Genomic DNA, 25725 nt, shown 5'->3' on the forward strand with positions numbered 1-25725 from the left:
GCAAATAAGCATCATACACCTCTTGCTTGTTTTATGATTTCATAGGCTTGGTTGATCTTTTTCATCATCTCTTGAGCTATCTTTAAAAGTTCAGGTGGAAGCTCTTTAGAATGAAGGTTATCATAGTGGTATTCTTTAGCTAGCTTTCTATAATTTTTCTTTATGCTTTCAAAATTATCATTTGGATGAGAATTTAAAATTTCATAGGCTTGCTCTAGGGTGATTTTTATTTCATCTTGGTGTTTTTCTTGTTTTTGCTGAGAGTTTTCATGTGTGAAATTATAAATTTGCTCATACCTTATTTTTATTTCCCTAAAGCTTATGAGGTTTAACCCAAGTCCTATGATGATATTTTCCATTAAGGTGTTTTCATTTGCACTCATTTGTTTATCATAATATATTAGATCAAGCAATAAACATATAAGAAAATCTGCTTCTTTCTTGCTTATGCGTATGTTAGAGCAAAGCTCACTAATGCTTCTACCTTGATTTTTCTCATACTCAAAAATATTTGCATAAGTATTTCTAAAGCCACTATACTCTTTAGTATAAAACATTTCTATCTTATCAAGTAAAGAAGATATAAATTTAGATAAATCTTGAGTAATGATTTTATTATCTACTTTGGCAACTTTTGCTAAAAAAGCAACCATGATAGCAGGATTTTTACTATAAATATAATCAAATTTTTGTCTTGCAACATGGTATAATTCTTTTCCGCAAAATATACAAAATTTAGCGTCTTTGTCGGGGTTAAATTCTGAGCAATGCTTGCAAATTCTATATTCTTGAGTTTTAAATTTTAAAGAAAACAAAATAAAACCTTATTTTTAATATAATAAAAAGTTATTTTATAAAGAACTTACTTAAAATGTGCTATTTTACTTTTATCTGCAAGAATTAATCAAAATATTTAAACTTTAAGTATTCTTAAATTAAGTATTAATTAAGCTAAAATAATTATAATCTCATTTTTAAAAAAATTTTTGGCAAAGGTAAGATGATGACAAAGATAACAAAGCCAAACGAAGTAAAACGCGAATGGATCGTTTTAGACGCTGAAGGAAAGCGTTTTGGTCGTCTTTTAACAGAAGTAGCGACTATTTTAAGAGGTAAAAATAAACCTTGCTATACTCCAAATGTTGATTGTGGAGATTATGTAATCATTATCAATGCTTCTAAAGCAGTTTTCACAGGTGCAAATAAAGCAGAAGATAAACTATACCACAGACATTCAGGGTATTTTGGAAGCGTAAAAAGTGAAAAATTTGGTGATTTATTAGAAAAAAATCCAGTTAAATTATATAAATTAGCAGTTCGTGGTATGCTACCTAAAACAAACCTAGGTAGAGCTATGCTTAAAAAATTAAAAATTTATGCAGGTAGCGAACACCCTCATACTGCTCAAATTGCTAATAAAGGAAAATAATCATGGCAACAACATACGCAACAGGTAAAAGAAAAACCGCTGTAGCTAAAGTTTGGGTAAAAGCTGGTAGTGGTAAAATCATCGTTAATGGTATGGATTTAAACACTTGGCTTGGCGGACATGAAGCTATAAAATTAAAAGTAGTTCAGCCTTTATTAGTAACTAAACAAGAAACTTCTATGGATATTAAAGCAACAACTTTAGGCGGTGGATACAGCGCTCAAGCTGAAGCTTTAAGACATGGTATTTCAAGAGCTTTAGCTGCTATGGATGCAGATTTTAGAGCATTATTAAAACCAAAAGGACTTCTTACTAGAGATAGTAGAACTGTTGAGCGTAAAAAATACGGTCGCAGAAAAGCAAGAAGAAGCCCGCAATTCTCTAAACGTTAATCTTTTTTTGGATCCATTTTTTTGGATCCACTCTCTCTTTTATTTTTAAAATCACATTTTTTCATATATTTTTGTTTTGTTTAAAATCAAAGGATTTTTTGTTTAGAATAAACTTTTATAATTTCAAAGTCCGATCAGGGAAACCTCCTTTTTGTAGTAAATTTAAGCCCCTTTCCCAAAAAGGGGCTTATTTTATTTTAATCTTCTTTTTATATAATACCCCATTTATTTTCATTATTTAAGGATAGTTTATGAAAAAAATTATAGGATTAGTTAGTTTAGCTAGTGTTTTGTTTGCTTTTGATGCTAGTAAAATAGAAATCACTCCAACCTTTAACTATACAACTCCAGAAGGAAATTTAGATCTTAAAAATTATGGTGGAGTGGGTTTAAGATTTGGTTATCATTATGATGATTTATGGATAGATCAAGCTGAGCTTGGCTTAGAGTATTATGATAACGCAAAATATAATAATCCAAACGATAATACACATACAGATACTAGTGTTTCAAGATTTTATATAAATGCTATTAAAGGAATTGATTTAGCTAATCATGTATATTTATATGGTTTGTTAGGAACGGGTTATGAGTATTTAAGCCATGGAGCTTATGAAAATAAAAGCGGTATGTTTGCTCAATATGGTGCGGGTTTTAAATTTGCACTTGGCGAAGATTTGGCTTTAAGACTTGAAGCAAGAGATCAAATTAAATTCAATAATGGTGAACATAATTTGATTTCTAGTGTTGGTTTGAGTTTTTATTTTGGCAATAAAGCTCCAAAAACTCCTCAAACTGCAACTAAACAAATCGAAGAAAAACCGCAAACAAAACAAATTGATAAATCATGTCCAGAGCCAAGAAAGGGTGCTTTGCTTGATCATATAGGTTGTGAAAAGACAATAGCACTTGAAGGGCATTTCGGTTTTGATCAAATCACTATAAATCCTGAGTTTGCACAAAAAATCCAAGAAGTAGGTAAGGTTTTAGAAGAAAACCCACAATATTATACTATTTTAGAAGGTCACACAGATAGCACAGGCCCTAAAGCTTATAATCAAAAATTATCATTAGAGCGTGCTAAGGCAGTTGCGAAAGAACTTGAAAAATCAGGCGTAGCTAAAGAAAAAATTGCAACTAAAGGCTATGGTTTTGAAAAGCCAAAAGCAAGCAATGATACTAAAGAAGGCCGTGCGCAAAATAGACGCGTGGAAGCAAAATTTTTCATTAAAGAATAAGCTTTGTTAAAAAAGACAATTTTATTTGACTTAGATGGCACTTTGATAGACTCTACAAGTGCCATTTTAGATGGTTTTGATGCTGCTTTTAAAGCTTTTGAAGAGCCTTTAAGAGATCATGAAGCCATTAAAGCTTTAATAGGTTTTCCTTTAGATGTAGCTTTTGAGAAACTTGGAGTGCCAAAAGAAAAAACAAGTGAGTATATTAATGCTTATAGAAGCGTATATCAAAAAATCTATATGAAGCAAACTTCTTTGCTCTCTTTGGCAAAAGAAAGTGTATATGAAGCTAGTTTGTTTGCTGATTTAGCTGTTGTAACGACTAAAAGTTCTAAATTTTCTAAACCTTTACTTGATCATTTAGGTATAGGAAAATACTTTAAAGTTATCATAGGTAGAGATGATGTAACTTACCCAAAACCAAATGCTGAGCCTATTTTGTTAGCTTTAGAAAAATTATCTAAAAGCAAAGAAAATGCATTTATGATCGGAGATACTCATTTAGATATTCAAGCAGCTTGTAATGCTGGCGTTAAACCCATAGCAGTAAGTAGTGGTTATGAAAGCAAGGAAAGTTTAGCTAAATTTAAAATTCCACTTTTTGAAAATACTTATGAAGCTGTAAAACATATAAAAAATATCCGATAATTTCACATTCAAACCCTATACACATAAATAATAAAAAATTTTTATCATTGTTTAAGACAATTAAAGATAAAGTAGCTATTGATTTTAAGTAATTATTTTAATTATAAGGATAATTAAATGAGTAAAATAATGAAAACAATGGATGGTAACGAAGCAGCAGCTTATGCTGCCTATGCATTCACAGAGGTTGCTGGAATTTATCCTATTACCCCAAGCTCTCCTATGGCAGATTATACTGATATATGGGCTTCTCAAGGGAAAAAAAATCTTTTTGGAGTACCGGTTAAAGTCGTAGAAATGCAAAGTGAAGCAGGAGCAGCAGGGACAGTTCATGGTTCTTTACAAGCAGGTGCTTTAACTACTACTTATACAGCATCTCAAGGGCTTTTATTAAAAATACCAAATATGTATAAAATCGCAGGTCAGCTTTTACCTGGGGTTATCCATGTGGCAGCTAGGGCTTTAGCTTCTCAAGCATTATCTATTTTTGGAGATCATCAAGATGTTTATGCTGCAAGACAAACAGGCTTTGCTATGCTTTGTTCACATTCTGTGCAAGAAAGTATGGATTTAGCAGGTGTTGCACACCTAGCAGCTATTAAAGGTAGAGTACCTTTTATGCATTTTTTTGATGGTTTTAGAACAAGCCATGAAATCCAAAAAATCGAAGTAATGGATTATGCACATTTTGATCGTTTGCTTGACCGTGAAGCTTTATTAGAATTTAGAAATTCCTGTCTAAATCCAGAAAATCCAAAAACAAGAGGTACGGCTCAAAATGATGATATTTATTTTCAAACAAGAGAGTTAGCAAATAAATATTATGAAGCTATTCCTGACATTGTTAATGAATATATGCAAGAAATTTCAAAAATCACAGGAAGGGAATACAAGCCTTTTGTATATTATGGGGATAAAAACGCAACACGCATTGTAGTAGCAATGGGTTCAGTGACTGAAGCTTTAAAAGAGGTTGTAGATCATCTAAACAGTAAAGGCGAAAAAGTAGGGGTTTTAAAAGTTCATTTATATAGACCATTTAGTTTAAAATATTTATTTGATGTAATGCCTCAAAGTGTTGAAAAAATAGCTGTTTTAGATAGAACTAAAGAGCCAGGAAGTTTAGGCGAGCCACTTTATTTGGATTTAAAAAGTGCATATTATGGAAAAGAAAAAGCACCTTTAATCGTTGGTGGTAGATATGGACTTTCTTCAAAAGATGTAGATCCTGCTCAGTTAATAGCAGTTTTTGAAAATCTAAATCAAGTAAATCCAAAAGATGGTTTTACCATAGGAATTAATGATGATGTGACCTTTACTTCATTGCCTGTGGGAGAAAAAATTTCTTTAGGTGATGAAAGTACTATAGAGTGTTTATTCTATGGGCTTGGTGCTGATGGTACTGTAGGTGCAAATAAAAACTCTATTAAAATCATAGGGGATAAAACAGACTTTTATGCGCAAGCTTATTTTGCTTATGATTCTAAAAAATCAGGTGGTTATACAAGAAGCCATTTAAGATTTTCTAAAAAACCTATCACTTCAACTTATTTAGTTTCTACACCGCATTTTGTAGCGTGTTCAGTTGCTGCTTATTTAGAAATTTATGATGTTTTAGCAGGTATTAGAAAAGGTGGAACTTTCCTTTTAAATAGTATTTGGAGTGCGCAAGAAACTATTAAAAAAATTCCAAATGCAGTTAAGAGAGTTTTAGCGCAAAAAGAAATTAATTTTTATATCATTAATGCTACAAAACTTGCTAGGGAAATAGGACTAGGTAGTAGAACAAACACAATTATGCAATCAGCATTTTTCAAACTTGCTAATATTATTCCTTTTGAAGATGCACAAAAATATATGAAAGAATTAGCTTATAAATCATATAGCAAAAAAGGTGATGCTATAGTTGAGATGAATTATAAAGCTATTGATGTAGGTGCAGATGGACTTGTAAAAGTTGATATTGATCCTTCTTGGGCAAATTTAGCTGATGAAGTTAAAGAAGAAACTATAGCTTATAAAGGTACTGAGTTTGTTGAAAAAATCGCAAAACCTATGAATGCAGCTAAGGGTGATGATTTACCAGTTTCGGCATTTTTGGGCTATGAAGATGGTAGTTTTGAGCATGGTACTACTGAGTATGAAAAAAGAGGCGTTGGTGTTATGGTGCCAAGATGGATAGAAACTAATTGTATTCAGTGTAATCAATGTGCCTCAGTATGTCCACATGCAGTTATTAGACCATTTTTAATAGATGAAAAAGAATTAGAAAATGCTCCAGTAGGTGTAAAAGAACACAGCTTAAACGCAAAAGGCGTGAAAGAGCAAAAATTAAATTTCAAAATTCAAGTTTCACCACTTGATTGTACAGGTTGTGAGCTTTGTGTGCATGAGTGTCCTACTAAAGAAAAATCTTTAGTAATGGTGCCACTAGGTGAAGAGCTTGATCATGGTGAGCAAGAAAATGCAGATTATTTATTCAAAAAAGTAAGTTATAAAGATAATATCTTAAATAGAGAAAATGCAAAAGGTATTCAATTTGCTCAACCTTTATTTGAATTCCATGGAGCATGCCCAGGGTGTGGAGAAACTCCTTATATTACTTTAATCACTAGATTGTTTGGTGAAAGAATGATTATTGCTAATGCAACGGGTTGTAGTTCTATTTATGGTGGTTCAGCTCCTTCAACTCCTTATAGAAAAAGCAATAAAAATGGTCATGGGCCTGCTTGGGGTAATTCTTTATTTGAAGATAATGCTGAATTTGGTCTTGGTATGAAAATAGCAACTGAAACAACAAGACATAAAATAGAGCAAATCATGAATGAAAGTATGCAAGAAGTTCCTAATGCGCTTTCTGCATTATATAAAGAATGGATTGCAAATAAAGAAGATTCTAAAGCTTCTTTAGAACTAAGAGATAAGTTAGTGCCATTATTAGAAGAAAATAAACAAATTAAAGCTGTAAATGATATTTTAGAGCTTAAAAGCTATTTGAGCAAAAAATCACATTGGATTTTTGGTGGTGATGGTTGGGCTTATGATATAGGTTATGGCGGGCTTGATCATGTTTTAGCAAGTGGTGAAAATGTAAATATTTTAGTGCTTGATACCGAAGTGTATTCAAATACCGGAGGTCAAAGCTCAAAATCTTCAAGAACAGGTTCAGTAGCGCAGTTTGCTGCAGCAGGTAAGCCAATACAGAAAAAAGATCTAGGCCAAATTGCTATGACTTATGGCTATATTTTTGTAGCTCAAGTAAATTCTAATGCAAACTATGCACAGTTGTTAAAAGCTGTAATGGCAGCAGAAGCTTATGATGGGCCTTCTTTGATTATAGCTTATTCTCCTTGTATAGCTCATGGTATTAAAGGTGGGCTTGGAAATTCAGGAAATCAAGCAGAGCTTGCTACAAAATGTGGATATTGGCCAACTTATATTTATGATCCGCGTTTAGAAGCTGAAGGTAAAAATCCTTTAACAATTTCTTCTAAAGAGCCTGATTGGGATTTATATGAAAGCTTTTTAATGAATGAGGTGCGTTATAGCTCACTTAAAAAATCAAATCCTGAACAAGCAAAAGAATTATTTGAAAAAAATAAAGCAGAAGCACAACGCCGTTATAGACAACTTAAACGCTTAGCAAGTGCTGATTTTAGTAATGAAAACTAAAATTTGCTTCGATTTTTACTTGTGAGTTTATGGGTACTTGGTGCTTTTGGTACTAAGTACCCATTTTTGAATCAAAGTTGTAATGATGTTGATTTTTCTTTGATTCAAGATCCTTTTTTTCAAAAAACTACAAATATAAAATCTGATTTTTCCTTACAAGCTATCGTTTCTAATAAAGTTAAGATTAATGATAAATGGTATGTTTTGAATGATGATATTGAAGGTTTTAAGATTGTTGAGATTAAAAATTCTCAAGTTATATTGATAAAGGAAGAAAAAATCATGGTTTTAAAATTGTATGAAAAAAATAATATTTTTATTTATTAGTATTTTAACTTTTACAAATGTTTTTGCCTCACAGTGCCATCAGCGCTTTTTTGATATAAGTGTAGAAAATAAAACTTCTTTGATTGAAATTTTAAATGAACTTGGTAGAGAATGTGGTTTTAGCATTATAATAAAAGATTCATTAGCTAGAGAAAAGTTAAATCATACCCAAAATTATCTACACATAAGAAAAATGTCTTTAAGAGAAATTTTTAAACTTTTATTGATGGAAAATAATCTTGCTTATGAGTATGAAAAAAATATTTTAAAAATTTATGGAAGACAAGTTAAAACTTTTAAAGTGCATTATATAAGCTCTATTAGAGAAGGGCAAAGCGTTACTAAAGCTTCAGTGGATTCAAGACCTAAACAAGGCGATTATGATAGTACTAAAGAAGCAGATAATCTAGTCATTAGCACGGATAAATTTGATTTTTGGGAAAAAATTTCAGAAGAAATACAAGCCTTATTAGATGAAAATACAACTAAGCCTATTATTAATACTAATGCAGGGATTATTACTTTAAATGCTACTTTGTATGAGCTTACAAGGGTTGAAAAATATTTAAAAGATTTAAATAAAAGACTTAAAAAGCAAGTTTTAATTGATGTAAGTATAGTTGCAGTACATTTAAATAAAAGTCATTCAAGTGGGATTAACTGGCAAGAGCTTGCTTTTAAACTTAATGGAGATGATAATGATTTTATAATCAATAAAGGCGGTGTTAGAAATATCAATCTTAAAGCCAATGTTGAAACTAAGGCTATTTTAAATTTATTACAAGAAAATGGTAAAACTACTGTACTTTCTAACCCAAAACTCATGGCACTTAATAATCAACAAGCTATTATTTCCATAGGTGATACGATTAATTATCAAGTAAAAGAAAGTTCTAAGGGTACTGAAAATGGTACGACTATTAGTGAAACTTATAATAATTATTCTATTTTTGTAGGAATTTTACTAAATATTTTGCCTGAAATTTCAGATGATCACAAAATCATGCTTAGAATAAATCCTAGTTTGAGTGATTTTAAATATAGTGTTGATAATCACAGACAAAATAAACCAAGAAATATAGCACCAGATACCATACAAAAAAAGCTTTCTACTGTAGTTGAAGTTGATGATGGACAAACCTTAATTTTGGGCGGATTGATTAGTAAAAATACGATTAGTAATCATAACGAAGTAAGTGCTTTATCTAAAATACCACTTTTTGGTGCTTTATTTCAAGGAAAGCAAAATTTAGAAGATATTAGCGAAATAGTTTTTATCATCAAGCCAAGTTTAATAAGAGCTGATAAAAAAGTGTTGAGTTTAAAAGAATTAGGTTTTGAACATGAAGATGATATGTTTTAATTTTTTAATTTGTTTGTCTTTTTTAAATGCAATGAATATTCAAAATGAAAGTTTTGAACAAAATGTATTCTATGAAAAATTTATTAATCATCCAAGTTATGAAAGTGCCCTAAATTTAGCTAAATATTTTTATCAAATCAAAGATTATAAAAAGGCTATTTTTTGGGCTATTGAGGCAAATGAATTTGAGTTGTTAGAAAAAGAGGCGTGGTTAGTTTTTATCAATGCTAAATTAAAACTTGGAAAGCATGAAGATGCTTTAAGAGCTAAAGAAGAGTATGAAAAACTTTTAGGAAATTATTTTGAATGACACAAAAGAAATAAAAGCTTTAAATGAACTTTCTTTGCAAGAATTAGCTTTAGAGTATAAATTAGAAATTTTAGACTTAAATCAAACTCTTAAAATAGAAAAATATATCCATGTTTTACCTTTTTCTTTAATAGAACAATATAATATTTTTTGTTTTTATGAAGATGATGAAAATATTCATATAGCTTCTTTAAAACCTTTAGATGAGAGTATTTTAGAAAAAATACAAAATTTATACCGCTTAAAGGTTATTAAAATTTTTCTTTGTGATTTTACACAATTTAAATTCTTACTAGAAAGGATTAAATTTTTAATTTGCTTTCAAAACTATCTTGATAAATTAGAACTTAATTTAAAAAGTGATGAAAATAAAGATGAGTTTTTACTAGAGCAGTTTTTGAATTTAATTTTAACTTATGCTTGTTTTTTAAGAGCAAGTGATATTCATTTGGAGCCTTTGGAAAATGAAATTTTGATAAGATTTAGAATAGATGGGGAGTTAAAATATATCCATAGTTTTGATGTGGATTCTTATCAGGCTTTATTAATGCATATAAAAATCATTACCTTGCTTAATGTAGCAGAGCAAAGACAAGCCCAAGATGGAAGTTTTTCTAAGATTATTTTAGAACAAAAATATGATTTTAGAATTTCAATTATGCCTTTGTTATTTGGGCAAAGTGTGGTGCTTAGAATTTTAAAACAAGATGAGTATGTTTTAAAACTTGATAGACTTTTTATTAAAGAAGAAAATTTAACCTCATTAAAAAAATACATGAATGCACCTTATGGTTTGATTTTATTTTGTGGGCCAACGGGGAGTGGTAAAAGTACTTTTATGCATGCTATTTTAAACGAGCTTGATCAAAATAAAAAAATTATTACTCTAGAAGATCCTATAGAATATAAACTTAAACATGCTCAGCAAATTTTGTTAAATTCTAAAATTGGCTTTGATTTTCATAAAGCTTTAAGAGCGGTTTTAAGGCAAGATCCTGATGTGATTATGGTGGGTGAAATCAGAGATGATGAGAGTTTAGATATAGTTTTAAAAGCTTCTTTAAGTGGACATTTAGTTTTAAGCACCTTGCATACTAATGGTGCTATAGAAGCTATTTTTAGAATGAAGCATATGGGTGCAAAAGAATATTTAATAGCTTATGCGCTTAATTTGATCATAGCCCAACGCTTGGTAAGAAAACTATGTGAATGTAAGGAACTTAGCAATGAAAAATTTCATTTTCAAAATCAAGTTTTTGAAGGAAAATTTTATAAAGCAAAGGGTTGTGCTAAGTGTATGCATAGTGGATATAAAGGGCGTTTAATGGTGGCTGAATTTTTGTTTTTAGATCATAATTTAAAAAGCATGATAGAAAATAATGCAAATTATGAAAATATTTTAACTTATGCTTTAAAAAAAGGCTTTTTAACTTTAGGTAGGGATGCTTTGGAAAAAGTTAAGCTTGGTTTGACAAGTGTAGATGAGCTAAGAAAGATTGGCGTTTGAAAAAATTTATTATTTTTTATGCTTTAAACAAAGAGCAAAAGCAATGTATAATTAAAGCCAAAAATCTATATGAAGCTAGAAATCTTGCACAAAAATCATTTGAAAATATTATTAGCATTGAAGAGTATTTTGGAGTAACAAAACATAAAATTAAAGAAGAAGAGCTTATTTTTATCCTTAAAGATTTAAGTATGGTTTTAAAAGCAGGATTAAGCTTACAAGAGGCTATTTTAGAATTTACAAGATCAAATTATGATGTGCATATAGCTAAAATATTTAGTGTGGTTTATAATAAACTCAAAAATGGAAGCTCTTACAATGAAGCTTTTAGAAGTGTTTTAAATTCTAGAGAATGTGCTGTTTTAAAAATTTGTGATGGCAAGGAGGATTTATATAAGGCTTTTGAGATTATCATTAATCTAAAAGAAAAAAACCTTCATAGTTTTAAGCAGTTTAAAAAGGCTATAACTTATCCACTTTTTGTTTTTACATGTATTATTTTAGCTTTTTTTGTGTTGATGATTTTGGTTTTGCCTGAATTTAAAACTTTATTTTTACAACTTGAATTAGATTTGCCAAAAATCACTCAAATTCTTTTTATTGTAGGAGATTTTTTTAAACATTTTTATGTATTTATTTTATTAGGTGTGGGAATTTTTATAATACTTGCTTATTCTTTTAGAAAGTCTTTGTTTTTTCATAAAATTCTTTTTTATTCTCCCATTTTTGGAAAAATAATATTTTATCAAGATAAATTTTGTTTTTTCTTGATTTTTTCGTATTTATTAAAAGCAGGGGTGGATATAAAAAGAGCTTTCGAGCTTGCTTGTGAAGGTATAGAAAATCAATTTTTTAAAAATAAAATGTTTATTGTAAAGACTTCATTTGAATCAGGATTTGATTTAGCTCAAGCTTTTTCTAACACAAGGCTTTTTGAGCCTTTTGTGATAAGAATGTTAAATTTAGCTTTAAAAAGTTCTAAGTTAGATGAAAGTACTTATGAGCTTGCTTTATTTTATGAATATAAAAAAGAAAATTACACCCAAAGACTTTTGGTTATTTTAGAACCTTTGATGACAATTTTTATGGCGAGTTTGATTTTAGTTTTAGCCTTGGGTGTATTTTTACCTATGTGGCAAATTAGTCAAGGAATTTAAGCAAGATAATCATAAGCAACCTTAGCTATAGTTAAAGCAACCATAGTTAAAAAAAGTTTCTTGATAAAAGTTCCTTGTGTTTTTAAAACTAGTTTTGAGCCTACAAAGGCGCCTAAAACTTGACCTATACCCATTAAAATACCAACTTTCCAAAGTACTTCATAAGAGTATAAAAATACCCCTAAAGCCACTACATTGCTAGTAAAATTTAAGATTTTAGTATTAATGCTTGCATTTTTCATACTAAAACCAAGAAATATCACACAGGCAAAAATCCAAAAAGATCCGGTTCCAGGCCCTAAAAAGCCATCATAAAAGCCAAGTAATAAACCAAAAGTGATTTGAAAGCTTGCGGTGCTCATTTTGGCTTTATTATGAACATGGCCTAAATCAGGTTTGAAAATAGTATATAAAAAGATTAAAATAAGGCAAATTAATACAATGATTTTAACAGCATTTTGATCTATTAGTAAAACTGCATAAGTTCCAATGGCTGCACCAATAGCAGTAAATAAAATTCCCAAAGCTATCTTTTCTATGTGCATGGATTTTCTATAAGCTAAAACCGCAGTGAGTGAGCCAAAGGTACTTTGAAGTTTATTAGTAGCTAGGGCTAAATGAGGAGGAATTCCACAAGCAAATAAAGCAGGTATGGTAATAAGTCCACCACCACCTACAATCGCATCAACACAACCTGCAAAAGCAGCAACAAAAAATAAAATCACATAATAAGTTAATTCAAGCTCCATAAGCTTTCCTTGTTTTGTCCGATTCTATATAGAGCAAAATCATATTTTATAGGATCTTGTGGATCAAATTTTTTAAGACTTTGAGTAAGCTCTAAAACACTTTTAAAATCATAAATCTTACGCTTTAAAAGCTTAAGTTTTAATGAAACTTTATGAGTATGAGTATCTAAGGGTATGAGTAAATCTTTTTTGTCTATATTTTTAAACAAACCCAAATCAAGCTCATCTTTTCTTACCATCCACCTAAGATACATATTGTATCTTTTTAAAGGACCTTTTGGAATGCTAAATTCTTTTGAAAAGAAAAATTCATAACCATAACTTTTATAAGGATTAAGCTTGTAAATTGTTTCTATGAAAGCTTTTATTGCTTGTGTGATGTTTTGCTCTTTTTGATAAGCTTTGGTAAAAATATTTTCTATACTATCTTCATTTCTTAAGCGTTTAAGTGTGATGAAAATTTGAGCTATATCTTGAGAGTTTTGAAAGCGATATTTTAGATCTTTGCATTCTTTTTTAATAATCTCATCATTTCTTTCAAGTAAGGAAAAATCAAGTTTGTTTAAAAAATTTACAATATTTTTAGCATTTCCATAAGCAAACAAAGCGCAAAGCAAGGCTATATTTTCATCTTTATAAACACTTGCAATTTGTAAAGGATCAGGATGAGAAAAAAGCTCTTTTTGAGTGTTTTTGCTTAAAATTGCTTCATCTAAAAGAGCTTTAATTTGCATTAAGATTTTAAACCAAGTAAGGTTTCAAGCATTTGATCAACAGTAGTTACGATTTTAGCCGCAGCACCATAACTTGCTTGATATTGTATGAGTGCTGCTAATTCTTCATTAGTATTTACACCACTTTTTGATTGATATTCTGCATAGGCTGTATTAAATACTGTCATATTAGTTGCATGTGCAAAACCATTGCTTTCAGCATCTGAAGCAATTTGGCCTGTAAATTTTCTATAATATCCATCTAAAGTCATAGTATCTACTGTACCATCTTTATTATAAAAATTTACTTTTTGATTTTGAAGTTGCAACATAGCATTAGCTACTTCATTATTCCCATCAACTCCGTTTGAACTTGCTTTTAAGCTGTTTGGATCATTTCTGATGCTTGAATTTACATTAATACTGCTTGCATCTTGACCATTAAAAAATGAAGATACATTTAAAGCACCCGGGAAATTTGTGCCATTATCTTTAAAAGCTATTTTATAACCTTCTTTTAAGCCATTGATTTGGAAATTTCCGCTATCACTTTTTCCATCATAATGATAAAAGGCTTGAAAATAATCATTTAAATCATCGCCACTTTGACCATTTTTATTATCATCAATATCTGCGTTGATTTGCTTGACAACATCTTCTATGGTGGTATTAACATCAATTTTTATAGTTCTAGTGGCAACCGGCTCACCTTTTTCATCATAAATTGTGATGTCAAAGCTTCCTGCTTGGATGTTTTTATCATAACTCATTAAAGAAGTATCAGGTTTTAAACCTTTTAAATCATCTGAATTTACTTTATCGGTTGCTGCTTGAGCATAGACATTATTAGTTTGGGTTATGAGTGTTTTTGTAAAGGTATTGAGCATATCTTTATACTCTTGCAATTTTCCATCGCTGTAAGTATCGTGATTGCCATCATAGTTTCTACCTCTAAGATCAAGTTGAGCTCCAAGTTGTCCGCCTGAAATTTTACTAGTTAAATCATAGCGGTTTTCATCATTTACTTCATAATAAATTTGATAAAAACCATTAGGATTGTTATTGTCTAGTTTTAAAGGATGAAAGCTAGAGCCATTGACTATACTAAAGCCTTGAATGCTTAAATCATAATATCTTCCAGAATCAGTCATGGTAGATTCTAAAGTGCTATCCTGAGAGCTTTTTCCTTTCCAAGCTACTGCATTGACTAGTTTTGAAAGTCTAAGTTCAAGCTCATCTCTTTTATCTCTTAATTGATTTGCATTATCAGTAGGTAAAACTTCTTCATTTTCAAGTTGTTTGTTAATATTTGCAATTTCTTGACCAATATTATTAATTTCATCTACAGTTTGTTGAATTTGCTCATTAACAGTTTGTTGCATTTTATTAAGATCTTGCAAGGTTTTTTGTATGTTTTGAGTTAGTGTATTTGCGCTATTAACAAGATCTATTTTACTTGCTCCATCGCTTGGATTAGAAGCAAAGTTATTCCACGCATCATAGTAGTTTTTATAATCTTGTAAAATACCAGTTCCTTGCATATCAGGAAATCTTTGGCTTGCTTCTTGTAAAATTTGTCCTAAATAATTTGTATAGTTTTGCTGAGTGGTAGCGTTTTTTAACTCATAATAAGAATGCTCATCATGTAATCTTTTAATAGTATCAATTTGCGTACCTGTTCCTAGGTGTAAACCACCTCTATCAAGAGACATACCCGAGCTTTGCACAGCTCTTTGTCTAGTATAAAACACCGCATTTGCATTAGAGATATTATTACCTGTTGTGTTAATTTGAAGTTCAGCAGCTCTAATACCGCTAACCCCTGTATATAAGCTATCAAAAATTCCCATGACTTAGCCTTTAAACATTGATCTTAAATAATGAATCTGGAATTGTCTTATTATCCCCATAAGCATTATTTGTTCCATTTTGTTCAAACATTGTATTTAAAAGATTGTCGTAAAAATTTTTAATAATAAGAGCCAATTTAGCATATTCTTTATTTTTTTGATGTAAGGTGTTTAAATTTTGCTTTAAAAGAGCAAGTTTTTCTTTATCTTCATCATCTAAAAGTTCGTCTAAACCCTTATTGTTTCCTTGATTGCTAAGTTCTACTAAAGCCTTATCAAGATTTTTTTTAGCAATTTGGAAGTCATTTACAAGTTTAGTTTTTTCCTCTACGCTTTTGCTAACATGTTGGTGATTAGCGGCTTGAATTTGGGTTATATCTTCTAAAGTAAGATTGATGAGTTTTTCTAAAATAGAATTTGTTTCGTCTAAGTGTTGTTTAACCATTTTTTATCCTTTCTTAGGCACTAACCCAAAAAAGGATAAAAATTATAATAAAGAATCTGCTATTGCTTTAGAAGTGGCTTGTAAGTCTATTTTATACGCGCCATTTTTTATTTGTGAAGCAATCAAAGATGCCTTACTCTCTTCTACCTTTTGAGTTTCTTTTGCCTTGTTGTTTTCTTTGTTTTCTGTTTTATTTAAATCATTAGTAGCAACTTGAGCTACATAACTTTGATGTATAGGGTTTATCATTTTAAGCCTCCAGTTCTATTGAAAAACTCTAAGAACTATATCGACACTTAAAAAAATAACTTAACCCCTTTCTTTTAAATAATCAAATAATAATTTTGAAAAACCTAACCCCCCGCTTAATGCTTTACTCATAGTATCATTGTACATAGATGAATAAATTTCATCACTTGCATCTTTTCCAAATAAAGAATTTTCTTGTTTTAAAGAAATATCCAAAACGCTTTTGATTAAAAAAGCTTCAAAAGCGTCAGTTTGTTCTTTTAAAGCTTTATCTTCATCATTTAATGCTTGTATATGAGTTAAATCATTTTTAAAAGCACTATCTGCATAGTTTTTGGCAGCCTTGTAGCTATTGTTGTGTTTAGTAATACTTTCATAAAGCTCACTGCTATAGTTTTTACTTGCTAAATAATTATCAACTCTCATCATATCACCTCTAATTCAGCACTAATTGCACCAGCTCTTTTTAGATTTTGCATAATAGCTATGATATCATTTGGTGCTGCTCCAAGTTTATTTAACATTCTAGCTATATTTGCTACTGTTGTTTTATTGTTTGTGATTTTTAAAGTATTAGATACAGGATCTAAAATACCACCATCTTTCATATCGATTTCATTTTGTCCTAAAGCTACGGTATTGTTTGGATCAATTTTTATAGTAATATCTTTATGAGTAATTAATATAGGTTCAACTTCTATATTTACTCCTGCTACTATAGTTCCTGTTCTTTCATCGATGATTACTTTGCTTTCTGGAGTATAAGCTATATCTTGCTCTAATACTCTTGCCATAAATTCAACATGAGAAAATTCTTCAGGTTTTGTTAATTTTATAGTTCTAGAATCTAAAGCCTTTGCTATATCTGTATCAAAAATAGTATTTAGAACTCTTTCTATATTATTAGCAGTTTTAAAATCTGCTTCTTTTAAACTTAAAACCAAATCTTCACTTTGGCTAAAGTTTTGTGGAATTTCTCTTTCTACTACTGCACCATTAATAACATTTGCTGAGGTTGAGTGTGTTCCTGCTGCACCTGGTCTTGGACTAAGTCCACCTATTGCTAAAGAGCCTTGAGCTACTGCATAAATTTCTCCATCAACCCCTTTTAGAGCCGTCATAAGTAAGGTTCCACCTTGTAAAGATTTGGCATCGCCTAAAGAAGCTACACTTACATCAAGCTTATCTCCACTTCTTGCAAAAGCAGGAAGTTTTGCTGTGACCATTACTGCTGCTGTGTTTTTTGATTTAATATCACCCGGGCTAATTTTTACATTCATACCTTGAAGCATATTTGAAATAGATTGTAGAGTAAATTCGCTACTTGTACCATCTCCACTTCCATTTAAACCAACAACCAAACCATATCCTATAAGTTGGTTATCTCTAACACCTACTACATTGGTAAGTTCTTTAATAGTAGCTGCAAAAACGCTTAGACTTAGTGCTAAGCTCAAAAATAATATTCTCATCGATTCTTCCTTTAATCTATGCTATTTTCATAAATTAAAGCAAAAAAAGTTCCAAATTTATATAAAGGAGTAAAAACTTAGAGTGGTTGAACCAAATTTTTTTTCTTTTGTTTTTTGATAATTTTGTATTTTAGCTGGAGTTTTAAAAGTGCTGTGATGTTCTATGATGATGAATTTAACATTTGAATTTTTTATATTTTCTATCAACTTTAAAGTTTTTTCATAAATATCAAAAAAACCTTCTCTAATATCAAAGGGTGGATCAAGATATAAAATAATATCTTCTTTGGAATTTTGAATGATTTGAGGGGTTTTTTTAAAGGTATCATCATTAAAGCAAATGGTGTTTTGATCAATATTGGAAGCATTTTTTAAAGCGATTTCATAAGCTTTTTTATCTTTTTCTATAGCATAGCTTTTTAAACAACCATTACTTCTTGCCTCTAATGCCATTAAAGCACTTCCTCCAAAGGCCTCTATAAAAACCTTATCTTGTAAAGAAAAACGTAAAACATTAAAAACACAAGATTTTACTATGCTTTTGGTGCTTCTTGTGGTATCTAGACTAGGAAGTAAAATTTTTTTGCCTTTATAAATTCCGCTTTCTATGGTGGTGTAAATTTTTTGAGTTTGTTTTTTTGAGTTTGTTTTTTTATCTTCTTTGTAATTTTTTAAAAAATCTTTTACACTTTGATATTCTTGTATTTTATGCATTATTATTTTCTTCTTTGATAAGATTTTTTAACTCTGTTTTGTAAAGATCAAATATCGCATCGATTTTTTCATGACTTTCTTGACGCAATTGCTCTAAAATGGCTTCACATTTTTGATTCATGATTTTTTTCTCACGCATTGCTATTTTATAAGCAATATTTTGCAAACTTGCATTGAAATCATTTAAAGCATTAAGTAACTCTTCCATATTAAAAGGAGGGGTTAAAAAATTTGATTTTTTATTGATGATAAATTGTGGTTTTTGTGTGTTGATTTTTTCATCACAGACTAAAAAATCACAATCTTTTTTTAAAACTAAAAAATCTTTTAAAGCAATTTCTAAAGTTTTTTCTAAAATTAAATCTTTGCATTCAAGAGCGATTTTCATTGACTAAACTCACTTTTAATTTATGTTTTTTTAAAGTATATGGTACTATACCTAGAGCCAAATTTGCAAGCTCTGCAAAACTTAAAATATAAAAATCTTCAAAATTTCTATTTGAAATAGCTTGTAATTCTTTATAGCATTTATCAAACATATAAAAAGAATAAAAATTTTCTACTACTAAAAAATCACAGCCACTATCATAGGCATCTAACATTATAGCAGCTGAGCTTTTGTAAGCTAGTTGAGCATTTAAATTTAAAAACCCATAGCCACAGCTTTTGTATTTTCTTTCAAAATCTATTATATTTGCTTTAAGTATTTTAGCAAGCTCTAAAGAACAGCTTGCATTGGAAAATCCTTGATATATGCCTATATTAAATTGCTCAAAAAAATGTTTAATGTGTTTTTGTTTAAGGTGATTTAAAAAAACTTTTGGGGCATATTGAATTTTTTCAATTTTACTCATAATTTCATAAGAGCTGTATTCGCAAGCTAAGATATTATCTTCATTCATCATTCTTGAATATTCATCTAAGATATCTTTTGGATCATAATCGATAATAAAATAATTTTTACCCAAAGGTTTTTCACACAGTGTGCTTTCAACACCGACTACATCTAAAGCATTTTTGATAATATCAAAATAACAAAATAAGTCATTATTACTATTAGTATAAATTTTATACATTTTAATTCCTTAAAAAATACTTCTTGCAAGGCCTGATTTTACAAGCATAACTTTTAATTCTTTAATGTAAGATTCATAATCAAGCTCATTTGATGAAATAAAATTTTTAAATTTAGTATGATAGTAAATCCCTTTTTCTTCATCTGCGACTAATTTTAAAAATTGTGGCGCTTTTTCTGGGTATTTAAGTAGCATTTTATAAGCAAATATAAAAAAGCTATCTCCTAGATATTCAGGTAAAAATTCTCTAACTTCGCTTGTATAATATAAAAAATCATATTGTTTGTAAAGTTCTACATCATGTATATCAATAAGTCCTTTAAAAAGCTCTAATTTTTCTAAAAAATCACTTTTATCCATGATTAAATCTTTGGTTGCTCTTTTGGTATCAAGTGGTTCTATGATGAGTTCTTTTCCAAATTTTTCAATGATATTATTTAAATCTCTTCTTTGTCTAATGGCAACTTGGTTGATTTTAATGCAACTTTCTGGGTTTTCTTCAAAATCAAAATATATATCATCTTTTTTCACTTGCACTAAAATATCATAAACACTTTTAAAATTTTTACTATCATAAACATAAGGTTTATAATAAGCTAAATAATCACTATCTTTATCAAAACGAAAAATTCTTAAAGTTATTTGCATATTTTAATCCTTGGTATTATTTTTCATTATATACATTTTAAACTTATAAAAATTTGATTATTATATAAAATTAAAAGCTTTTTGTATAAAATATTCACATGGATAAAGAAAAATTTATTATCAATGCCTTTGCTAATCCTATCAATGGAGATGATGGGGCAATCATCGATGGATATTGTTATTCTAAAGATTTATTTTGTGAAGACGTGCATTTTAAGCGCTCTTGGATGAGTTTAGAACAAATTGGAGCAAAGGCTATGCTTGTTAATATTTCTGATGCAATTGCTATGAATGCTACGCCAAAATATGCTCTTTTGGGGCTTTCGTTGCCAAAATGTTTAGATATGAAGCAAGTTAAAGCCTTACAAAAAGGTTTGCTAGATAGTGCAAAAGAATTTGGAGTACAAATTATAGGCGGAGATACTATAGCAGATAATAAAATCAATATTAGTATAACTATTATTTCTAAAGTAAATAAAAAGGCTATTTTTAGAAAAGGTTTGAAAAAAGGAGATTTACTTGCTTTTAGTGGAAAATTGGGTGAGAGTTTAAAAGGTTTAAATATATTATTTCGCGGTGGAAAATTGCATTCTAAACATCGTTTTATAAAACCAAATTTAAGACAAAATTTTTTTTATGATATAGCAAAAAAAGTTAGAGTAAGTATGGATATTTCAGATGGTTTAAATAAGGATCTATCGAGAATGCTCTTTATAAATCAACTTGGTATAAAATTCCTTAAGAAATTAGATAAATTTAGTTTAAATAGTGCAGAAGAGTATGAAATTTTATTTGCTTTTGATAAAAAACACAAAGCGTTTATACAAAATATGGCTAAAAAGCATAGAGTTAAACTAAATATTTTTGCAAAAACAACAACAGGAAGGTATAAATTTTATGGAAGAGAACATCATTTTTAAGCCCTTATATACTTTAAAACACAGCCCGATAAATGTGTATTTTTCAAAAAATAGCAATGATTTTGTAGTAAGAGAAAAGCCTTTGTATGAATTTAGTGGTAAAGGTGAACATTTAATTTTACATATACAAAAAAAAGATCTTAGCACTAGTGAAGCTTTGAGAATTTTAAGCGAGCAAAGTGGTGTTAAAATGAAAGATTTTGGTTATAGTGGTTTAAAAGATAAACAAGGCTTAACTTTTCAATATATTTCTATGCCTAAAAAATTTGAAGAAAGCTTAAGAAATTTTAAACATGATAAGATGAAAATTTTAGAAACTTTTTATCATGATAATAAACTTAGAATAGGGCATTTAAAAGGAAATTCATTTTTTATAAGATTAAAAAAAGTATCAAAGGTAGATGCTTTAAAAATAGAACAAGCTTTTAAAAATATCCAAGAACAAGGTTTTGCTAATTATTTTGGATATCAGCGTTTTGGCAAATTTCAAGATAATTTTTCACAAGGACTAGAAATTTTAAAAGGCAAAAAAATCAAAAATAAAAAAATGCAAGAATTTTTGATTTCTGCTTTTCAAAGTGAGCTTTTTAATAGATATTTGAGTAAAAGGGTAGAATTATCACATTTTATTAATGACTTTAGTGAAAAAGAAATAAAGCAAATTTATAGTTTAGAAAAAGAAGAAATCAAAAGTTTAAAAAATCAAAAGCAGTTTTTTAAACTTTTAAAGGGTGAAGTTTTAGGACATTATCCTTTTGGCAAATGTTTTATATGTGAAGATTTATCAAGTGAAGTAGAAAGATTTAATCAAAAAGATATTAGCGCCATGGGTCTTTTAATAGGCTCTAAAGCTTATGAGGCAAATGAAGGTTTAGCTAAAAAATTAGAAGATGAGATTTTTTCTTTTGCATATGAGTTTAAAGATAAAATGCAAGGCTCAAGACGCTTTATGTGGTCTTATTTGCAAGATTGTAAAAGTTATTATGATGAAGAAAAAGCTCATTTTACTTTGGAGTTTTTCTTGCAAAAAGGATCGTATGCCACAGTGGTTTTAGAAGAAATTTTACATACAGATATTTTTGAACAAACCCATAATATATAATTAAAAATTGATATTGAGTATCAGTAAAAATTTATCTTTTATAAATTATAATAACAATTATCATTTTTATAAAAAGGAAAGCTCAATGTCAGTTTTGGTTATCGGAGCGGATGAAATAACTCCAATTAAGGCAGTTTTGACAAATCTAGGTGCAAAAAGCATAGAGCATTGGGATGCTAGAAATGAAAATAGGGTAAATAGAAAACCCATTCCACAAAATACCGAATGTATAGTTATGCTTACTAGTTTTTTAAACCATAATACCATGAAAAAAATCAAAACAGAGGCAAAAAAACGTAATATACCTTTAGTTTGTGCTAAACGCAGTGTAAGTTGTGTGTATTGTGAATATTGTAAGGTTTTTGGGCTTGATCAAACCTATGAGTGTGCAAAGAAGGCTTAATATGTTTGGATTTAATGAAAAAGAGGATTTTATACCTAAAATATTTAGAGATTTAGAGCAAAAAAGTATTAATCGTATTTTTTTAAATTTATACAATTCTTTGGTTGAAGATGAATTGAAAATACCTTATATTTATGCAAAAGAAGCTAGTTGTTTAAGAAATATTTTTGAGTTAAAAATTCAAAATATGAGTGCAGAAAGAGCTTTGAGATTTAATAAAGTGAGGCAGTTTTGCCCATATTCTCATAAAATCATCAAGGCGTATAAGGAAGGAAATTTAAATAAATTAAAGCTTGAAGCAAAGAAACCAAAATATGCTTTAGCTAAATTAATACAAAATGTGTTTTTATCATCTAGTTTTACTTTGCCTTTACAAGTAGCTTTTGAGGCTTTTGTGTATGATAAAATTTGCAAAAGCAATACCAAATCCAAAGTAACAATTTACAAAAACATTATTATTATCAATGAAAAAATGGCGGTTATGCCTTTATTTTATAAAGATAATGATAAAGATATAGAATTTGCTTTGCAATTTATAAAAGATAATTCTTTTGAAAGATTTTATATTGTGTATCCAAGAAATAAAAATTTCACTCAGCATAAAGAAATAAGACATTTTTTATGTGAAAATAACAAAACTTTGCTAAAATTAGTTCCCTATACTATTAATAATCAAATTTTAAGGAGATGTTAAATGTCAATAGCAGTAATTTATGGTAGCTCTATGGGTAATACTGAAAGTGCAGCAAATATGATCGCTCAAAAATTAGGAATTTCTGATGTATTAAATATCGCAGATATTAATGCAGAGAAAATTAATTCTTATGATAAATTAATTTGTGGTACTTCTACTTGGGGAAGTGGTGATTTTCAAGATGATTGGGATGGTTTTGATTTTTCAGCTTTAAATCTTAGTGGCAAAACTGTTGCGGTTTTTGGTATGGGAGATAGTGAAAGCTATTCAGATACATATTGCAGTGCTATGGGAAAACTTGCTCAAGCTTTAAAAGCAGCAGGTGCAAATTTGGTAGGTGCTGTTTCTACGGGTGGTTATACTTTTGAATCAAGTGAAGCCGTAGAAGGTGATAAATTTGTAGGACTTGCATTAGATAATGACAATCATGAGAATTTAACAGAAAGTAGAATTGATGCTTGGTTAGAGCAAATTAAACCTTCTTTTTCTTAAAAATTAGATGCCTAAAAGGCATCTTTATATTTAAAATTTTCTTTTTTTTGTTTCACTTAGTATATCTTGTGCTAAAGAATCTACTTCATTTGCAATAGTATTGGTTTGTATAGCTGTTTGAGAATTTTGCTGTGTGAGTTTTTCTATAGTAGCTACTGATTCATTGATTTGACTAATATCATCTGCTTCTTCTTTTATAGCTTCTCCCATATCGCTTATAGATTGAGCCAAGATATTAGTATTTGCTTCAATCTCACCTAAAGACTTTTGAGTTCTTTCTGCTAAGTTTCTAACTTCTTCAGCAACAACAGCAAAGCCACGTCCATGCTCGCCTGCACGTGCAGCTTCAATAGCAGCATTTAATGCAAGCAAGTTGATTTGCTCAGCTATATCTGAAATTACTGTGGTAACGCTTTTAATATCATTACTTTGTTTTACAACATCTTGCGCTTTAATAGAGATTTCACTCATGGCTGAGTTCATTTGCTCTAAAGCTCTTGCGCTTTCTTGTAGTGATGAGGTTTGATGAGTGGCATCATTAGTAAGCTCTTGCATACTTTGTTTGAGTGCTTCAGCTTTTTGATTTAATAACTCGCCTTGGTTAAGTGATTGTGAGAGCATGTTTTTGATTTCATTTCCAAGCGCATTGATTGCCTTTTCAACATCACCTTTTGGCGTATTGATAGCTGCTGTAAAATCTAAATGCTTGTAACTATCAAACACAGCTTGAATTTCATTTAAATCGCTACCGATTTTTGCTTGTAAGGTAGTAAGCATTTTATTTAAAACTTCTATAAGTTCTTGAATTTGAGGATTATTAGCATGAGAACTAATATGTAAATTAAGCTCACCTGTTTCTATTTTTCTAGCAACATTTACAGATTCTTCAATGGCTTTTGCGTCTTTGCTTAGAGCTTCTTTGATGATATTGATATTTTCGTTAATCTCATCTGCCATTTTTCCAAATTCATCTTGGGTTTTAAGTTTAATAGGATGAGAATGAGCGTCTTTGTGATTTAAATAATTAAAGAAATTATGCAATCCTGATGAAATAATAGCAATTGGTTTAAGATTGTAAGAGATAATCATTCTAATGAAAATCAAAGTAATAAAAATAGCAATTAGAGAAATGATGATTTGTTCCATTAGTGTTTGCTCGGCTGCATCGCTATAAAAATCATAATCAGCTATAGAGCAAATAGTATATTTTGGATTAATACTGCCATTGCAAATTAAAGCTTTAGTTCCTTCTTCTTTGGTTTGCATTTTAAAAATATCTTTAGAAAGAGCTTTATTTGCACCCTCAGGTGTTTTAAAATAGTTTGAAATGATATCTTTACTAATTTCAGTTGAAGTTAGGATTTTAGATGAATCAGTATGAAAAAGATAGGTTCCATCATCAGCTAAAACTGCTGCGTGCGAATAAGGCGTTTTGCCTATAGCTAAAACTTCTTCTGAGAATTTTTTCAAATCATAATCCGCAGCAACTACGCCTATAACCTTTCCATTTTCTATAATAGGGCTGGCATAAGAAATAGTTGGTTTTTTCATGCTAGATGATATATAAGGCTCTGTGACAATTAACTCTCTTTTTTCTTTAGCTTCTTGATACCATCCTCTAGCTCTAGGATCATATCCACTTTCTGGGGTTTGATTGTTGCCATTTGATCTAAACATAGATCCATCTTCAAAACCTACATAGGTTAAATCAAAACCTAAAGAATCTCCTAAAGATTTTAATAAACTAGTATATTGTGCTGAATTTAGATTGTGTTTGTTTTCTTTGATATATTTTGTTAAAGAATCAATCACATTGCGTCTATCGCTCGCATATAAATCAAATCTTTTACTTACATCAAAAGCAACTTTTTGCTGAAATTGAACTAGTAGGGTATGACTATTAGATTTAGATTTAACATAGTTAAAAAAACCTAAAACACATAGCAAAACTACGACAAAAATACAAACTAAGAAAGCTATTTTGTTGGAAAAATTACCTAGTAGGTATTTCTTAATGGAAGAGAGCATTTTTTCTCCTTAAAAAGCCAAATTTTGAGGCTTTGTGATTATGATAATTTATATGATTTTATTCAAAAAATATTTAAAAATTTATAAATATAGTTAATTTTTGTTAAAAAATATTATATTTTAAAGT

General features: G+C 29.4%; 27 protein-coding genes and 2 pseudogenes. 15 read left to right on the plus strand and 14 right to left on the minus strand.

Annotated elements, in window-relative coordinates; all coding sequences use genetic code 11:
* Nucleotides 1–11: 11 nt before the first annotated feature.
* Nucleotides 12–815, minus strand: a complete 804-nt coding sequence (locus L8V88_RS01085) for a DnaJ domain-containing protein (RefSeq protein WP_263726431.1) — start codon at nt 813–815, stop codon at nt 12–14.
* A 188-nt stretch (nt 816–1003) separates the two neighbouring features.
* On the opposite strand from L8V88_RS01085, the gene rplM reads away from it, so the two are divergent.
* From rplM to L8V88_RS01135, 10 genes are all read left to right on the plus strand, one after another.
* A complete protein-coding gene (rplM, locus tag L8V88_RS01090; RefSeq protein ID WP_039617653.1) occupies nt 1004–1429 on the plus strand; it encodes a 50S ribosomal protein L13 in 426 nt (141 codons plus the stop codon).
* Between the two features lie 2 nt (nt 1430–1431).
* The gene (gene rpsI / locus L8V88_RS01095) at nt 1432–1821 is read left to right on the plus strand and encodes a 30S ribosomal protein S9 (RefSeq protein ID WP_039617655.1); all 390 of its coding nucleotides are present in this window, start codon (nt 1432–1434) and stop codon (nt 1819–1821) included.
* Between the two features lie 251 nt (nt 1822–2072).
* Nucleotides 2073–3059 (plus strand): OmpA family protein, encoded by a 987-nt coding sequence (locus L8V88_RS01100; RefSeq protein WP_263726432.1) that lies wholly within the window; start codon nt 2073–2075, stop codon nt 3057–3059.
* 3 nt (nt 3060–3062) lie between these two features.
* Complete coding sequence (locus L8V88_RS01105) at nt 3063–3707, plus strand: HAD family hydrolase (RefSeq protein WP_263726433.1); 645 nt, start codon at nt 3063–3065, stop codon at nt 3705–3707.
* 117 nt (nt 3708–3824) lie between these two features.
* Nucleotides 3825–7379 carry a pyruvate:ferredoxin (flavodoxin) oxidoreductase gene (nifJ, locus tag L8V88_RS01110; protein WP_263726434.1) on the plus strand — a complete coding sequence of 1185 codons (3555 nt, stop codon included), beginning with the start codon at nt 3825–3827 and terminating at the stop codon, nt 7377–7379.
* Between the two features lie 21 nt (nt 7380–7400).
* Nucleotides 7401–7706: a hypothetical protein gene (locus L8V88_RS01115; RefSeq protein ID WP_263726435.1), complete on the plus strand. Its 306-nt coding sequence runs from the start codon at nt 7401–7403 to the stop codon at nt 7704–7706.
* Nucleotides 7678–9069 carry a pilus (MSHA type) biogenesis protein MshL gene (gene mshL, locus L8V88_RS01120; protein WP_263726436.1) on the plus strand — a complete coding sequence of 464 codons (1392 nt, stop codon included), beginning with the start codon at nt 7678–7680 and terminating at the stop codon, nt 9067–9069. Before L8V88_RS01115 ends, mshL begins: the two co-directional genes overlap by 29 nt.
* The gene (locus L8V88_RS01125; RefSeq protein WP_263726437.1) at nt 9050–9379 is read left to right on the plus strand and encodes a hypothetical protein; all 330 of its coding nucleotides are present in this window, start codon (nt 9050–9052) and stop codon (nt 9377–9379) included. Before mshL ends, L8V88_RS01125 begins: the two co-directional genes overlap by 20 nt.
* Complete coding sequence (locus tag L8V88_RS01130; RefSeq protein WP_263726438.1) at nt 9372–10886, plus strand: GspE/PulE family protein; 1515 nt, start codon at nt 9372–9374, stop codon at nt 10884–10886. Before L8V88_RS01125 ends, L8V88_RS01130 begins: the two co-directional genes overlap by 8 nt.
* Complete coding sequence (locus L8V88_RS01135) at nt 10883–12043, plus strand: type II secretion system F family protein (protein ID WP_263726439.1); 1161 nt, start codon at nt 10883–10885, stop codon at nt 12041–12043. The genes L8V88_RS01130 and L8V88_RS01135 overlap by 4 nt, the downstream gene beginning before the upstream one ends.
* Here L8V88_RS01135 and L8V88_RS01140 read toward each other — a convergent pair.
* The 11 genes from L8V88_RS01140 to L8V88_RS01190 are packed head-to-tail and all read right to left on the minus strand — an operon-like array spanning nt 12040 to nt 19959.
* A complete protein-coding gene (locus L8V88_RS01140) occupies nt 12040–12792 on the minus strand; it encodes a TSUP family transporter (protein WP_263726440.1) in 753 nt (250 codons plus the stop codon). The genes L8V88_RS01135 and L8V88_RS01140 overlap by 4 nt on opposite strands.
* Nucleotides 12777–13526, minus strand: a complete 750-nt coding sequence (locus tag L8V88_RS01145) for a TIGR02757 family protein (RefSeq protein WP_263726441.1) — start codon at nt 13524–13526, stop codon at nt 12777–12779. Before L8V88_RS01145 ends, L8V88_RS01140 begins: the two co-directional genes overlap by 16 nt.
* Nucleotides 13526–15355, minus strand: a complete 1830-nt coding sequence (flgK, locus tag L8V88_RS01150) for a flagellar hook-associated protein FlgK (protein ID WP_263726442.1) — start codon at nt 15353–15355, stop codon at nt 13526–13528. The genes L8V88_RS01145 and flgK overlap by 1 nt, the downstream gene beginning before the upstream one ends.
* Nucleotides 15356–15365: 10 nt before the next feature.
* The gene (locus L8V88_RS01155) at nt 15366–15800 is read right to left on the minus strand and encodes a flagellar protein FlgN (RefSeq protein ID WP_263726443.1); all 435 of its coding nucleotides are present in this window, start codon (nt 15798–15800) and stop codon (nt 15366–15368) included.
* 42 nt (nt 15801–15842) lie between these two features.
* A complete protein-coding gene (locus L8V88_RS01160; protein WP_214125878.1) occupies nt 15843–16049 on the minus strand; it encodes a flagellar biosynthesis anti-sigma factor FlgM in 207 nt (68 codons plus the stop codon).
* Nucleotides 16050–16109: 60 nt separating this feature from the next.
* Complete coding sequence (locus L8V88_RS01165; protein WP_039617679.1) at nt 16110–16475, minus strand: rod-binding protein; 366 nt, start codon at nt 16473–16475, stop codon at nt 16110–16112.
* On the minus strand, nt 16475–17521 hold the full coding sequence (locus L8V88_RS01170) for a flagellar basal body P-ring protein FlgI (protein WP_263674797.1): 1047 nt from the start codon (nt 17519–17521) through the stop codon (nt 16475–16477). Before L8V88_RS01170 ends, L8V88_RS01165 begins: the two co-directional genes overlap by 1 nt.
* Before the next feature lie 57 nt (nt 17522–17578).
* Nucleotides 17579–18235 (minus strand): RsmD family RNA methyltransferase, encoded by a 657-nt coding sequence (locus L8V88_RS01175; RefSeq protein WP_263726444.1) that lies wholly within the window; start codon nt 18233–18235, stop codon nt 17579–17581.
* Nucleotides 18228–18623, minus strand: coding sequence for a hypothetical protein (locus L8V88_RS01180; RefSeq protein ID WP_263674799.1), 396 nt, complete (start codon nt 18621–18623; stop codon nt 18228–18230). Before L8V88_RS01180 ends, L8V88_RS01175 begins: the two co-directional genes overlap by 8 nt.
* Nucleotides 18607–19311 (minus strand): hypothetical protein, encoded by a 705-nt coding sequence (locus L8V88_RS01185; RefSeq protein ID WP_263726445.1) that lies wholly within the window; start codon nt 19309–19311, stop codon nt 18607–18609. The genes L8V88_RS01180 and L8V88_RS01185 overlap by 17 nt, the downstream gene beginning before the upstream one ends.
* Nucleotides 19312–19320: 9 nt before the next feature.
* A complete protein-coding gene (locus L8V88_RS01190; RefSeq protein ID WP_263726446.1) occupies nt 19321–19959 on the minus strand; it encodes a DUF5644 domain-containing protein in 639 nt (212 codons plus the stop codon).
* 98 nt (nt 19960–20057) lie between these two features.
* On the opposite strand from L8V88_RS01190, the gene L8V88_RS01195 reads away from it, so the two are divergent.
* From L8V88_RS01195 to fldA, 5 genes are all read left to right on the plus strand, one after another.
* Nucleotides 20058–20879 carry a thiamine-phosphate kinase gene (locus L8V88_RS01195; protein ID WP_263726447.1) on the plus strand — a complete coding sequence of 274 codons (822 nt, stop codon included), beginning with the start codon at nt 20058–20060 and terminating at the stop codon, nt 20877–20879.
* Nucleotides 20848–21981 carry a tRNA pseudouridine(13) synthase TruD gene (gene truD / locus L8V88_RS01200; RefSeq protein WP_263726472.1) on the plus strand — a complete coding sequence of 378 codons (1134 nt, stop codon included), beginning with the start codon at nt 20848–20850 and terminating at the stop codon, nt 21979–21981. Before L8V88_RS01195 ends, truD begins: the two co-directional genes overlap by 32 nt.
* An 85-nt stretch (nt 21982–22066) precedes the next feature.
* Complete coding sequence (locus L8V88_RS01205) at nt 22067–22384, plus strand: DUF2325 domain-containing protein (protein WP_012661148.1); 318 nt, start codon at nt 22067–22069, stop codon at nt 22382–22384.
* A gap of 1 nt (nt 22385) precedes the next feature.
* Entirely contained in the window at nt 22386–23078 is a 693-nt protein-coding gene (locus L8V88_RS01210; protein ID WP_263726448.1) for a hypothetical protein, read from the plus strand.
* A complete protein-coding gene (gene fldA / locus L8V88_RS01215) occupies nt 23079–23570 on the plus strand; it encodes a flavodoxin FldA (RefSeq protein WP_263726449.1) in 492 nt (163 codons plus the stop codon).
* 30 nt (nt 23571–23600) lie between these two features.
* Here the strand turns inward: fldA and L8V88_RS07965 are convergent.
* Both L8V88_RS07965 and L8V88_RS07970 read right to left on the minus strand, forming a co-directional pair.
* Nucleotides 23601–23993, minus strand: a pseudogene (locus L8V88_RS07965) (methyl-accepting chemotaxis protein); the annotation flags it as partial.
* A gap of 945 nt (nt 23994–24938) precedes the next feature.
* A pseudogene (locus L8V88_RS07970) lies at nt 24939–25598 on the minus strand (cache domain-containing protein); the annotation flags it as partial.
* Nucleotides 25599–25725: the final 127 nt, after the last annotated feature.

The organism is Campylobacter sp. IFREMER_LSEM_CL2101, from assembly GCF_025771825.1.
In the GTDB taxonomy this organism is placed as follows: domain Bacteria; phylum Campylobacterota; class Campylobacteria; order Campylobacterales; family Campylobacteraceae; genus Campylobacter_D; species Campylobacter_D lari_C.

What these genes read in the sequence shown, in the direction of transcription:
- flgK (WP_263726442.1), bottom strand. Translation starts at nt 15,355, where the DNA reads ATGGGAATTTTTGATAGCTTATATACAGGGGTTAGCGGTATTAGAGCT.
- L8V88_RS01160 (WP_214125878.1), bottom strand. Translation starts at nt 16,049, where the DNA reads ATGATAAACCCTATACATCAAAGTTATGTAGCTCAAGTTGCTACTAAT.
- L8V88_RS01125 (WP_263726437.1), top strand. Translation starts at nt 9,050, where the DNA reads ATGAAGATGATATGTTTTAATTTTTTAATTTGTTTGTCTTTTTTAAAT.
- rpsI (WP_039617655.1), top strand. Translation starts at nt 1,432, where the DNA reads ATGGCAACAACATACGCAACAGGTAAAAGAAAAACCGCTGTAGCTAAA.
- L8V88_RS01190 (WP_263726446.1), bottom strand. Translation starts at nt 19,959, where the DNA reads ATGCAAATAACTTTAAGAATTTTTCGTTTTGATAAAGATAGTGATTAT.
- L8V88_RS01210 (WP_263726448.1), top strand. Translation starts at nt 22,386, where the DNA reads ATGTTTGGATTTAATGAAAAAGAGGATTTTATACCTAAAATATTTAGA.
- L8V88_RS01145 (WP_263726441.1), bottom strand. Translation starts at nt 13,526, where the DNA reads ATGCAAATTAAAGCTCTTTTAGATGAAGCAATTTTAAGCAAAAACACT.
- L8V88_RS01100 (WP_263726432.1), top strand. Translation starts at nt 2,073, where the DNA reads ATGAAAAAAATTATAGGATTAGTTAGTTTAGCTAGTGTTTTGTTTGCT.
- L8V88_RS01165 (WP_039617679.1), bottom strand. Translation starts at nt 16,475, where the DNA reads ATGAGAGTTGATAATTATTTAGCAAGTAAAAACTATAGCAGTGAGCTT.
- L8V88_RS01155 (WP_263726443.1), bottom strand. Translation starts at nt 15,800, where the DNA reads ATGGTTAAACAACACTTAGACGAAACAAATTCTATTTTAGAAAAACTC.
- mshL (WP_263726436.1), top strand. Translation starts at nt 7,678, where the DNA reads ATGAAAAAAATAATATTTTTATTTATTAGTATTTTAACTTTTACAAAT.
- nifJ (WP_263726434.1), top strand. Translation starts at nt 3,825, where the DNA reads ATGAGTAAAATAATGAAAACAATGGATGGTAACGAAGCAGCAGCTTAT.
- L8V88_RS01205 (WP_012661148.1), top strand. Translation starts at nt 22,067, where the DNA reads ATGTCAGTTTTGGTTATCGGAGCGGATGAAATAACTCCAATTAAGGCA.
- L8V88_RS01185 (WP_263726445.1), bottom strand. Translation starts at nt 19,311, where the DNA reads ATGTATAAAATTTATACTAATAGTAATAATGACTTATTTTGTTATTTT.
- L8V88_RS01175 (WP_263726444.1), bottom strand. Translation starts at nt 18,235, where the DNA reads ATGCATAAAATACAAGAATATCAAAGTGTAAAAGATTTTTTAAAAAAT.
- fldA (WP_263726449.1), top strand. Translation starts at nt 23,079, where the DNA reads ATGTCAATAGCAGTAATTTATGGTAGCTCTATGGGTAATACTGAAAGT.
- L8V88_RS01180 (WP_263674799.1), bottom strand. Translation starts at nt 18,623, where the DNA reads ATGAAAATCGCTCTTGAATGCAAAGATTTAATTTTAGAAAAAACTTTA.
- rplM (WP_039617653.1), top strand. Translation starts at nt 1,004, where the DNA reads ATGACAAAGATAACAAAGCCAAACGAAGTAAAACGCGAATGGATCGTT.
- L8V88_RS01140 (WP_263726440.1), bottom strand. Translation starts at nt 12,792, where the DNA reads ATGGAGCTTGAATTAACTTATTATGTGATTTTATTTTTTGTTGCTGCT.
- L8V88_RS01195 (WP_263726447.1), top strand. Translation starts at nt 20,058, where the DNA reads ATGGATAAAGAAAAATTTATTATCAATGCCTTTGCTAATCCTATCAAT.
- L8V88_RS01170 (WP_263674797.1), bottom strand. Translation starts at nt 17,521, where the DNA reads ATGAGAATATTATTTTTGAGCTTAGCACTAAGTCTAAGCGTTTTTGCA.